This window comes from Streptomyces sp. 17_S59 (assembly GCF_056930295.1).
Map to the genome: position 1 here is coordinate 5,399,622 of NZ_JBXOWD010000001.1, position 11,160 is coordinate 5,410,781.

The following is an 11,160-nucleotide window of genomic DNA, read 5'->3' on the forward strand; positions in this document are numbered from 1 at the left end:
GCTCTCGGAACCTCGCAACAGGCAACGAACCCGCCGTCGCCCCGTCACGTCGCTCGTTCGTGGGGCGGCCCGGAGGTTTGGGACACTGATCCGGTGAGAAACGCAGCTCCCGCCCCCAGAGTCATCGCCGTCGTCGGTCCCACCGCGGCCGGCAAGTCCGATCTCGGCGTCGCACTCGCCCGGCACCTGGGCGGTGAGGTGGTCAACGCCGACTCCATGCAGCTGTACCGCGGCATGGACATCGGCACGGCCAAGCTGACCATGGCGGAGCGGCAGGGCGTCCCGCACCACCTGCTCGACATCTGGGACGTCCGGGAGACCGCCAGCGTCGCCGAGTACCAGCGGCTGGCCCGGGCCGAGATCGACCGGCTGCTCGCCGAGGGCCGCACCCCGGTGCTCGTCGGCGGTTCGGGGCTCTACATCAAGGGCACCATCGACGCCCTCGACTTCCCCGGCACCGACCCGGACGTGCGGGCCCGGCTGGAGGGCGAGCTGGCCGAGCACGGCCCGGGCGCGCTGCACACCAGGCTCGCCGCCGCCGACCCGGAGGCCGCCCGCGCCATCCTGCCGGGCAACGGCCGGCGCATCGTCCGGGCCCTGGAGGTCATCGAGCTGACCGGCCGGCCGTTCACCGCCAACCTGCCCGGCGAGGAGCCGGTGTACGACGCCCTCCAGATCGGCGTCGACGTCGAGCGCCCCGAATTGGACGAGCGGATCACCCTGCGGGTGGACCGCATGTGGGAGGCCGGGCTGGTCGACGAGGTGCGCGCCCTTGAGCGCGAGGGCCTGCGCGAGGGCCGCACGGCCTCCCGCGCGCTCGGCTACCAGCAGGTGCTCGCCTTCCTCGCGGGGGAGTGCACCGAGGAGGACGCCCGCGCCGAGACGGTACGGGCCACCAAGCGGTTCGCCCGGCGGCAGGACTCGTGGTTCCGGCGGGATTCGCGCGTCCACTGGCTGAGCGGCGCGGCCGACCGGCGCGCGGAACTCCCCGGGCAAGCGCTGGCGTTGGTCGAACGGGCGATTACAGCCTGATCACGTGATGGCATCGGGACGCTCCGTGCGCCCTGCCGACCTCGTCCGACGTGCCATCATCGACCTTCGATCGAGCCGTGAAGTCCGAGTTGGGAGGGCGCGTGGCGATGGAGGCCGGCCCTCGTGACAGATCGCAGCAGCCGCCGCGCCGGGGGCACTTCCCGGTGGTGGCCGGGGGAGAAACGGATGCCCTGACTCCGGACGGTCCGGGGGAGGAGGACGGCGGGGGTGCGCCCGAGGGCGCGGAGCCCGCGTCGTTCCGGGAGCTGCGGCCCCCGCGCAGGCTGCGTGCCTGGCAGCTCGCGCCGATTGTCGTGCTGGCCGCGCTCGGCTCGCTGATGTTCGCCTTCCCGCTCGCCTTCGAGTTCGGCGACGGCGGCCCCGTCGTCGCCATGCTCGGCCTGCTCATCAGCTGCTGCGCGGCCGGCTGGGGCGTCATGGCGGCCCGCCGCGTGGGCTACACCTGGCCGGGCCTCCCGCCGCGCGGCTCCGGGCGCCGCCCGGACTGGCGGTACGTGGGCGGGTACGCCGCCCTCGTCGCCCTGGTGGTCGTCCTCGCCGTCTGGCGCGTGGCGCGCCTGCGGTAGGGGGTGCCCCGGGCCCGGAAGAGCGCTGTCGGCAGGGCCCCGTACCATCGAAGCGTGAGCACCGCGCAGATCGCCTTCCTCAAGGGTCACGGCACCGAGAACGACTTCGTGATCATCCCCGACCACGACGGCCGCCTCGAGCTGTCCCCCTCCGCCGTGGCCCGGCTGTGCGACCGGCGCGCCGGCATCGGCGCGGACGGCGTGCTGCGGGTGGTGCGCTCCGCCGCCCACCCCGAGGCGCGCGCCATGGCCGACGAGGCCGAGTGGTTCATGGACTACCGCAACAGCGACGGCAGCATCGCCGAGATGTGCGGCAACGGCGTCCGCGTCTTCGCGCACCACCTGCACCGGGCGGGCCTGGCGGAGGAGGGCGACCTCGCGATCGCCACCCGCGCGGGCGTGCGCCGCGCCCACATCGCCAAGGCCGGCCCGGACGGCGAGCCCGGCGACATCACTGTCTCCATGGGCCGCGCGGTGCTCCCCGAGGGCGAGGTCACCGTCACCGTCGACGGGCGCAGCTGGCCCGCACGCAACGTCAACATGGGCAATCCGCACGCCGTCTCCTTCGTCGACGACCTCGCCGACGCCGGGAACCTGTTCACCGCCCCCGCCGTCAGCCCCGCCGCCGCGTACCCGGACGGCACCAACGTCGAGTTCGTCGTCGACCGCGGCCCGCGCCACGTCGCCCTGCGCGTGCACGAGCGCGGCTCCGGCGAGACCCGCTCCTGCGGCACGGGCGCCTGCGCCGTCATGGTCGCGGCCGCCCGCCGGGACGGCGCCGACCCGGCCGTCCTCGGCCACCCCGTCACCTACACCGTGGACCTGCCCGGCGGGCGCCTGGTGATCAGCGAGAGCCCCGACGGCACGGTCGAGATGACCGGGCCCGCCGTGATCGTCGCCGAGGGCGTGTTCGACGCCGCCTGGGCCGGCGTCGAAGCGGCCCCGGACGCCGCCTGACGGAGCGAAGCGCGGCGTCCCGCGCCCGCTTTCCGGTGCCGGGCTCCCTCGAATGGGTGATCCGTTTCACTCTGGGCGAGAGCGGGTGAGCGCTGCGTGATGGGGTCGGTAGCATCAAGCACCGGTCTGGAGGCGCGAGCCGACCGCCGGTCGACGCTGCCGGAGGTGCCCATGAGCGCAGAGGCCAGGAACACCGGTGCTCCCGGCCGCAGGCGCGGCCGCCGCATCGACCTGAGACGGCTCGGGCGTGCGGCGCTCAGCGGCTCCGGGGCACGCGGCCGCCTCCCCGATGCCATCGACCACGTCGCCAAGGTCCACCGCGCCCATCACCCCGGGTCCGATCTCGACATCCTCCGCCGCGCCTACGTCCTCGCCGAGTCCTCCCACCGCGGCCAGACCCGCAAGAGCGGCGAGCCGTTCATCACCCACCCCCTGGCCGTCACCCTGATCCTCGCCGAACTGGGCGCGGAGACGACGACCTTGACCGCCTCGCTGCTGCACGACACCGTCGAGGACACCGAGGTGACGCTGGATCAGGTGCGCGAGCAGTTCGGCGAGGAGGTGCGCTACCTCGTCGACGGCGTCACCAAGCTGGAGAAGGTCGACTACGGCGCCGCCGCCGAGCCCGAGACCTTCCGCAAGATGCTGGTGGCCACCGGCAACGACGTCCGCGTGATGTCCATCAAGCTCGCCGACCGGCTGCACAACATGCGCACCCTGGGCGTCATGCGCCCCGAGAAGCAGGCCCGCATCGCCAAGGTCACCTGCGACGTGCTCATCCCCCTCGCCGAGCGGCTGGGCGTCCAGGCCCTCAAGACCGAGCTGGAGGACCTGGTCTTCGCGGTCCTCCACCCCGAGGAGTACGCCCGCACCCGCGACGTCGTCCTCGCCCACGCGGGCCGCCCCGACCCGCTGGAGGCCACCGCGGCGAAGGTGCGGGCCGTCCTGCGCGAGGCGGGCATCGCCGCCGAAGTGCTCGTCCGCCGCAGGCACTTCGTCTCCGTGCACCGCGTCCACCTCAAACGCGGCGAGCTGACCGGCTCGGACCTGGGCCGGCTGCTGGTCCTGGTGGCCGAGGACGCCGACTGCTACGCCGTCCTCGGCGAGCTGCACACCTGCTTCACCCCGTTCATCTCGGAGTTCAAGGACTTCATCGCCGTACCGAAGTTCAACCTCTACCAGTCGCTGCACACGGCCGTCGCCGCGGACGACGGCGGCGCGGCCGAAGTCCTCATCCGCACCCACCAGATGCACCGGGTCGCCGAGGCCGGCGTGATCGCCCTCGGCAATCCCTACGCACCCCCCGACGGCCCCGACGCGGCGGACGGCGAGCGCGCCGACCCCACCCGCCCCGGCTGGCTCTCCCGGCTGCTGGAGTGGCAGCGGGCCGCCCCCGACCCCGACACCTTCTGGACCTCCCTCCGCGACGACCTGGCCCAGGACCGGGAGGTCACCGTCTTCCGCGCCGACGGCGGCACCGTCGGCCTCCCGGCGGGCTCCAGCTGCGTCGACGCCGCGTACGCCCTGCACGGCGAGGGCGCGCACCACTGCATCGGCGCCCGCGTCAACGGCCGGCTGGCCGCCCTCGGCACGGTGCTGCGCGACGGGGACACCCTGCACCTGCTGATGTCCCCCGACACCGCCTCCGGCCCGTCCCCCGACTGGCTCGACCACGCCCGCACCCCGGCCGCCCGCATCGCCATCGGCCGCTGGCTGGCCACCCACCCCGCGCCCGACCCCGCCCTCCCGGCACCACCCGCGCCGCCCGCCCCGGGGCCGCCGAGGGAGGCGTCCCGCGCGGCCGCCCCCGCCGGGCGGCGGTCCGTCGCCGCCGTCGCGGACGACGCCGGGCTCGCCGGGGCGGGCGTACGGCTCGCGGGCTGCTGCACCCCCGTGCCGCCCGACGAGGTCACCGGCTTCGCGGTGCGCGGGGGCACGGTGACCGTGCACCGCGCCCAGTGCCCCCTGGCGGAGAAGATGACCGCCGCGGGCCGGCAGCGGGTCGGCGTGCGCTGGCACAGCACGGACGCCGAGGGCCCCGCCGACTACCGGGTCACGCTGCGCGCCGAGTCCTTCAGCAGGCCGCACCTGCTCGCCGACCTGACCGAGGTCATCGCGGCCGAGGGCGCCGCCGTCATCTCCGCCGCCGTCGAGCCGCCGCACGAGCAGCGGGTGCGCCACACCTACACCCTTCAGCTGCCGGACGCCGCGCAGCTGCCGGAGCTGATGCGCGCCATGCGGCGCGTACCGGGCGTCTACGACGTCGAGCGGGCAGGGCGCTCGGTGGCCGCGGCACCGCTGTAGCCGTGGGCGCAGGCCCGGGTCGCCCCGGGCCCGTGCCCGGCCGGGCGGTACGACACCCATACCACCATCCGAGACGCTCGTACGGGTGGGGTGGCGCGCGCCGCCACCGATGCGCGGCCGCGCGCTGATAGCCGTGGGGCATGCCGTACTCACCCGGGGAGCGCTCCTCCCAGCCCCGGCGGCGGTTCCTGCGCCGCCGTGCCGCCCTCGTCGCCGCCGCGGCCGCCCTGGTCGTCGGTGCGGCCGCCCCGCCCGCCGCCGCCCCCCTGGGGATCGGCGACCGGCTCTTCCCGACCCTCGGCAATCCCGGCTTCGACATCGGCGCGTACGACATCTCCGTCGCCTACCGGGCCAACGACGAGCCGCTCAACGCCGTCACCAGGTTCGTCGCCCGGGCCACCGCGCCGCTGGAGCGGTTCAACCTGGACTTCACCCACGGCACGATCGCCTCGATCGACGTCAATGGCCTGACCGCCGAGTTCACCCCCGTGGGGGAGGATGTGGTCGTCACCCCGCAGCGCCCCCTGGCGTCCGGGGCCAGGTTCACCGTCACCGTCCACCACACCAGCGACCCGCGCGGCGCGGGCGAGGGCGGCTGGGTGCGCACCACCGACGGGCTCGTCATGGCCAACCAGGCCGACGCCGGGCACCGGGTCTTCCCCGGCAACGACCACCCCTCCGACAAGGCGCTGTTCACCTTCCGCGTCACCGCCCCCAAGGACCTGACCGTGGTCGCCAACGGGCGGCCCGCCGGGCGCACCACGGAGGGCGCGAACACCACCTGGGTCTACCGCACGCTCCACCCCATGGCGACCGAACTGGCCCAGGTCGCCATCGGCCGCTTCGCCGTGCCGGAGCACGCCGGGCCGCACGGCCTCCAGCTGCGGGACGTGGTGCCCGCCGACGACCGCAAGGCCCTGGAGCCGTGGACGGCGAAGACGCCGGACCACATCACCTGGATGGAGAAGAAGGTCGGGCCGTACCCCTTCGAGAACTACGGCGTGCTCATGGCCCAGGCCTCCACCGGATTCGAGCTGGAGACCCAGACCCTCTCCCTCTTCGAGCGTGACCTGTTCACCAGGGCCTCCCTGCCCCCCTGGTACCTCGAATCGATCATGGTCCACGAGCTGGCCCACCAGTGGTTCGGCGACAGCGTCAGCCCGCGCCTCTGGTCCGACCTCTGGCTCAACGAGGGCCACGCCACCTGGTACGAGGCGCTCTTCGCGGAGGAGAAGGCCGGCCGGTCGCTGGCCGACCGCATGCGCGCCGCCTACGCCATGTCCGACCAGTGGCGTGCCGAGGGCGGCCCGCCCGCGGCGCCCAGGGAGCCGGTCCCGGGCCGGAAGATCAGCATTTTCCGGCCGGTCGTCTACGACGGGGGAGCGCTGGTCCTCTACGCCCTCCGGCAGCGGATCGGGGCGTCCGCCTTCGAGCGCCTGGAGCGCCGGTGGGTCTCCCGGTACCACGACTCCACCGCCGGCACGGCCGACTTCACGGCCCTGGCCTCCGAGGTCTCCGGCCGGGACCAGTCCGGCTTCCTGCGCCCCTGGCTCTACGGGGAGCACACCCCGCCCATGCCCGGGCACCCCGACTGGCAGACCGGGCGGAAACCCGGGTGACGCCCGGGCGGCGGCATGGGAACATCGACGGGTCGGCAAGCGGGCCGGCCCGGGAATCTCCGGGCTCCGCCGGACGTTGTCGGCATTGAGCGCGCCCCCGGTGCGGGGGTCCGCGCGGCCCATGACGCCAACGACGTAAAGGATCAAATGACCTCCTCTTCTTCCCTTCCCCAGGACCGGCAGGACCGGCAGAGCCTCCCGGAGAGCCTTCGGGCCGACGCCCTGATGGAAGAGGACGTCGCCTGGAGCCACGAGATCGACGGGGAGCGCGACGGCGATCAGTACGACCGCTCCGAGCGTGCGGCCCTGCGCCGCGTGGCGGGGCTCTCCACCGAGCTGGAGGACGTCACCGAGGTCGAGTACCGGCAGCTGCGCCTGGAGCGCGTGGTGCTGGTCGGCGTCTGGACGTCCGGCACGGTCCTGGAGGCCGAGAACTCCCTGGCGGAGCTGGCCGCCCTCGCCGAGACGGCCGGTGCGCTCGTCCTCGACGGTGTGATCCAGCGCCGCGACAAGCCCGACCCGGCCACGTACATCGGCTCCGGCAAGGCGCAGGAGCTGCGGGACATCGTCCTGGAGAGCGGCGCCGACACCGTCGTGTGCGACGGTGAGCTGAGCCCCGGCCAGCTGATCCACCTGGAGGACGTCGTCAAGGTCAAGGTGGTCGACCGCACCGCCCTGATCCTCGACATCTTCGCCCAGCACGCCAAGTCCCGGGAGGGCAAGGCGCAGGTCTCGCTGGCCCAGATGCAGTACATGCTGCCGAGGCTGCGCGGCTGGGGCCAGTCGCTGTCCCGGCAGATGGGTGGTGGTGGCTCCGGCTCCTCCGGCGGCGGCATGGCCACGCGTGGTCCCGGTGAGACCAAGATCGAGACGGACCGGCGGCGGATCCGCGAGAAGATGGCGAAGATGCGCCGGGAGATCGCGGAGATGAAGACCGGCCGCGACATCAAGCGCCAGGAGCGCAGGCGGAACAAGATCCCGTCGGTCGCCATCGCCGGGTACACCAACGCCGGCAAGTCCTCGCTGCTCAACCGGCTCACGGGAGCCGGGGTGCTGGTGGAGAACGCCCTGTTCGCCACCCTGGACCCCACCGTGCGCCGGGCCGAGACGCCCTCCGGGCGCGTCTACACCCTCGCCGACACCGTCGGATTCGTCCGGCACCTGCCGCACCACCTCGTCGAGGCCTTCCGCTCCACCATGGAGGAGGTCGGCGACTCCGACCTGATCCTGCACGTGGTGGACGGCTCGCACCCGGCGCCGGAGGAGCAGCTGGCGGCCGTGCGCGAGGTGTTCCGCGACGTCGGCGCGGTCGACGTGCCCGAGATCGTGGTGATCAACAAGGCGGACGCGGCCGATCCGCTCGTCCTCCAGCGGCTGCTGCGCATCGAGAAGCACTCGATCGCGGTGTCCGCGCGGACGGGCGAGGGCATCGAGCGGCTGCTCACGCTGATCGACACCGAGCTGCCGCGGCCCGCCGTCGAGGTCGAGGCCCTGGTGCCGTACACCCATGGCTCCCTGGTCGCCCGGGCGCACGCCGACGGCGAGGTGATCTCCGAGGAGCACACCCCGGAGGGCACCCTGATCAGGGCGCGGGTGCACGAGGAGCTGGCCGCCGAGTTCCAGCAGTACGTACCGGCCGCGCGCGCCTGAGGCACGGCCGGGCAGAATGCAGAGGCCCGCCCCCGACGCTGTCGGAGGCGGGCCTCTGCCGTTACCGGCCTGATGCTTGCCTGTTCGACTACTGCTGGTTCGCGAACTTCTGGCTGAGGGCGTCGAAGACGCCCTTCGCCTCGGGACCGAGGTGCGGACCCGCCAGCCAGGTGCTGTTGGAGGGGCCGATCGAGGTGTTGGAGACGAGCACCGGCTTGCCGTCGGGGCCCGTGGCGAACCAGCCGCCACCGGAGGAACCACCGGTCATCGTGCAGCCGATGCGGTACATCGTCGGCTGCGAGGGCTCGATGGTCAGGCGGCTCGGCCGGTCGATGCAGTCGTACATCTTCTGACCGTCGAAGGGCGGGGCCGCCGGGTAGCCCCAAGCGCCCATGGACTGGATCGACTTCACCTGAGGCGCGTTGAAATCGATGCTGAGGGCGTTGCCGACCGTCTCCTCCAGGGACTTGCCGCCACCCGTCTCCGACTTCAGGTGCAGGACGGAGAAGTCGTACGGGGCGCCCGCGCCACCGGTCTCGGCGCCCTGGGTGATCCACTGGGACGAGGTCTGCGCCCAGTCGGCCCACCACACGCCGTACGGGGCGACGTCCTGCACCGGCGCGCTGTTGACCTGGGTGCCCGGCAGGCCCTTGTCGTTGTAGGACGGCACGAAGGCGATGTTGCGGTACCAGCCGCCGCTCTTGCCGGCGTGCACGCAGTGGCCCGCGGTCCACACCATGTTGGACTTGCCGGGGTGTGCCGGGTCCTTGACGACCGTGCCCGAGCAGACCATGTGGCCCTCGGGGCTGTCGAAGAAGACCTTGCCCACCGGGGCGGCGTTGTTGTGGTACGGCAGGTTGACGGGCTTGGCCGGGACCGGGGCGGGCACGGGGTCGGTGACGCCCTGGTCGCCGCTGCTGCCGGGGGCTGTGCCGGGGGCGCCCTGGGTGGCGAGCGTCTTGTCGCTGGAGCGCGCGTCCTTCATCGTGTCGGGCTTCCAGTGGCCCTCGATGATGGGGTTGATGAAGTCGCGGGCCTCACGCATCCACTGGTCCTTGTCCCAGTTCTTCCAGGCCCCGTCCTTCCACTTCTGCTTCCACTTCTCCAGGTCCTTGGCCGGGATGCCCTTGGGCAGGCTGGGGAAGTCGTCGCCCTTCTGCTTCGCGGACGCGCTGGCCTTGGTGTCACCTCCCGCCGCCTGGTCGTCGGACGGGCCGCACGCGGTGGCGGTCAGCGCCAGCGCGGCGGTGAGAGCGGCCGCGGCGAGGGCCGGCCTGCGGTTCGATGGCATGGAGTGGGATCCCCCTGGATATCTGTACGCGTTGAGCATGAATGCCCGTTGTGTCGCGGAAAGTTATGAACTTGTCATGCACCGCCCCAGTGCGGGGCAGGGCCACACTATGCCGGGTGCCGAGAGAGACGGGCGCGAGCGGGTCCCCGGTTCCGTTTCGAAGGATCTTGACTCCGGGCCGTGATCCGCAGCTCGCGGCGTCGTTGGTACGTACGGGGGACAGCCGACCGGCGTTCAGCAGCAGGAGGAGGACCCGAGCCCGTGGCCTTGACCAAGCGACCGCCCACGGCGCCCTCCGGGGCGTCGCCGACGGCCCACGAGGGCATCCTGCGGCGGCAGTCGGCCCGTGAGTCGGCCGCCCGGACGTACGCCCGCTCGTTGCCCATCGTCCCGGTGCGCGCCCGGGGCCTGACCATCGAGGGTGCCGACGGCCGCCGCTACCTCGACTGCCTCTCCGGGGCGGGCACGCTCGCCCTCGGCCACAATCACCCGGTCGTGCTGGAGGCCATCCGCTCGGTCCTCGACTCCGGCGCACCGCTGCACGTCCTCGACCTGGCCACGCCCGTGAAGGACGCCTTCACCAGCGAGCTGTTCGCCACCCTCCCGCGTCAACTGGCCGATTCGGCCCGCATCCAGTTCTGCGGGCCGGCCGGCACCGATGCGGTGGAGGCCGCGCTCAAGCTCGTACGGACCGCCACCGGCCGCGACGGGCTGCTGGCCTTCTCCGGCGCGTACCACGGGATGACGGCGGGCGCGCTCGCCGTCTCCGGCCGGGCGCCGAGCGTGCGGGTGACCCGGCTGCCGTTCCCACAGGACTACCGCTGCCCGTTCGGGGTCGGCGGCGAGACCGGGGCGGCGCTGGCCGCCCACTGGACCGAGAGCCTGCTGGACGACCCGGGCGGCGGCGTGCCCGCCCCGGCCGGGATGATCCTCGAGCCCGTGCAGGGCGAGGGCGGCGTGCTCCCGGCGCCGGACGGCTGGCTGCGCCGGATGCGCGACATCACCGCCGCCCGCTCGATCCCGCTGATCGCCGACGAGGTGCAGACGGGCGTGGGGCGCACCGGGGCGTTCTGGGCCGTCGAGCACAGCGGAATCGTTCCCGACGTGATGGTGCTGTCCAAGGCCATCGGCGGCAGCCTGCCGCTCGCCGTCGTCGTCTACCGCGCCGACCTCGACGCCTGGCGGCCCGGCGACCACGCGGGCACCTTCCGCGGCAACCAGCTCGCCATGGCGGCCGGCACCGCGACCCTCCGGCACGTCAGGGAGAACGGTCTGGACCGGCGCGCGGCCGAACTGGGGGAGCGCATGCTCACCCGACTGCGCACCCTTGCGCAGGAACACGACTGCGTCGGCGACGTGCGCGGGCGCGGGCTGATGATCGGAGTCGAACTCGTCGACCCCGAGGCCGACGCCGCCCCCGGCCCCCGGGCCGCAGCGGACGCGGCCGCCGCCCCGGGGCCGCGCCCGGCCGCGCCCGCGCTGGCCGCCGCCGTGCAGCAGGAGTGCCTGCGCCGGGGGCTCATCGTCGAACTGGGCGGTCGCCACTCGTGCGTCGTCCGCCTGCTGCCGCCCCTCACCATCACCGACGGACAGGCGGAGGCGGTCCTCGACCGGCTCTCCGACGCCGTCGCCGCCGTCTCCCGCACGGGCCACCGCATCCCCACCCCCCGAACGCCGAAGGAGGCAGGCGCCGCAGCCCCGGCGGGAACGCCGTGACCTG

General features: G+C 73.6%; 8 protein-coding genes. 7 read left to right on the forward strand and 1 reads right to left on the reverse strand.

Translation table 11 applies throughout. The features are described from left to right. The first annotated feature begins 93 nt into the window (after positions 1-93). From miaA to hflX, 6 genes are all read left to right on the forward strand, one after another. Positions 94-1,032: a tRNA (adenosine(37)-N6)-dimethylallyltransferase MiaA gene (gene miaA, locus AC1Z4A_RS24660; RefSeq protein WP_483682042.1), complete on the forward strand. Its 939-nt coding sequence runs from the start codon at positions 94-96 to the stop codon at positions 1,030-1,032. Positions 1,033-1,139: 107 nt separating this feature from the next. Further along, complete coding sequence (locus AC1Z4A_RS24665) at positions 1,140-1,619, forward strand: hypothetical protein (protein WP_483683711.1); 480 nt, start codon at positions 1,140-1,142, stop codon at positions 1,617-1,619. A gap of 54 nt (positions 1,620-1,673) precedes the next feature. Further along, a complete protein-coding gene (gene dapF / locus AC1Z4A_RS24670; RefSeq protein WP_483682043.1) occupies positions 1,674-2,576 on the forward strand; it encodes a diaminopimelate epimerase in 903 nt (300 codons plus the stop codon). 171 nt (positions 2,577-2,747) lie between these two features. Next, complete coding sequence (locus AC1Z4A_RS24675) at positions 2,748-4,880, forward strand: RelA/SpoT family protein (protein ID WP_483682044.1); 2,133 nt, start codon at positions 2,748-2,750, stop codon at positions 4,878-4,880. Positions 4,881-5,020: 140 nt separating this feature from the next. Continuing rightward, positions 5,021-6,499 carry a M1 family metallopeptidase gene (locus tag AC1Z4A_RS24680; protein WP_483682045.1) on the forward strand — a complete coding sequence of 493 codons (1,479 nt, stop codon included), beginning with the start codon at positions 5,021-5,023 and terminating at the stop codon, positions 6,497-6,499. Positions 6,500-6,646: 147 nt separating this feature from the next. Next, on the forward strand, positions 6,647-8,149 hold the full coding sequence (gene hflX / locus AC1Z4A_RS24685; protein WP_483682046.1) for a GTPase HflX: 1,503 nt from the start codon (positions 6,647-6,649) through the stop codon (positions 8,147-8,149). Between the two features lie 88 nt (positions 8,150-8,237). Here hflX and AC1Z4A_RS24690 read toward each other — a convergent pair whose 3' ends face one another. After that, positions 8,238-9,440 (reverse strand): trypsin-like serine peptidase, encoded by a 1,203-nt coding sequence (locus tag AC1Z4A_RS24690; RefSeq protein WP_483682047.1) that lies wholly within the window; start codon positions 9,438-9,440, stop codon positions 8,238-8,240. A gap of 261 nt (positions 9,441-9,701) precedes the next feature. Between AC1Z4A_RS24690 and AC1Z4A_RS24695 the strand changes: the two genes are divergently transcribed. Then, positions 9,702-11,156, forward strand: coding sequence for a diaminobutyrate--2-oxoglutarate transaminase family protein (locus AC1Z4A_RS24695; RefSeq protein WP_483682048.1), 1,455 nt, complete (start codon positions 9,702-9,704; stop codon positions 11,154-11,156). The last annotated feature ends 4 nt before the right edge of the window (positions 11,157-11,160 follow it).

Coding starts and splice junctions, on each gene's coding strand:
- AC1Z4A_RS24665 (WP_483683711.1), top strand. CDS start 1,140: ATGGAGGCCGGCCCTCGTGACAGATCGCAGCAGCCGCCGCGCCGGGGG.
- AC1Z4A_RS24675 (WP_483682044.1), top strand. CDS start 2,748: ATGAGCGCAGAGGCCAGGAACACCGGTGCTCCCGGCCGCAGGCGCGGC.
- AC1Z4A_RS24680 (WP_483682045.1), top strand. CDS start 5,021: ATGCCGTACTCACCCGGGGAGCGCTCCTCCCAGCCCCGGCGGCGGTTC.
- hflX (WP_483682046.1), top strand. CDS start 6,647: ATGACCTCCTCTTCTTCCCTTCCCCAGGACCGGCAGGACCGGCAGAGC.
- AC1Z4A_RS24690 (WP_483682047.1), bottom strand. CDS start 9,440: ATGCCATCGAACCGCAGGCCGGCCCTCGCCGCGGCCGCTCTCACCGCC.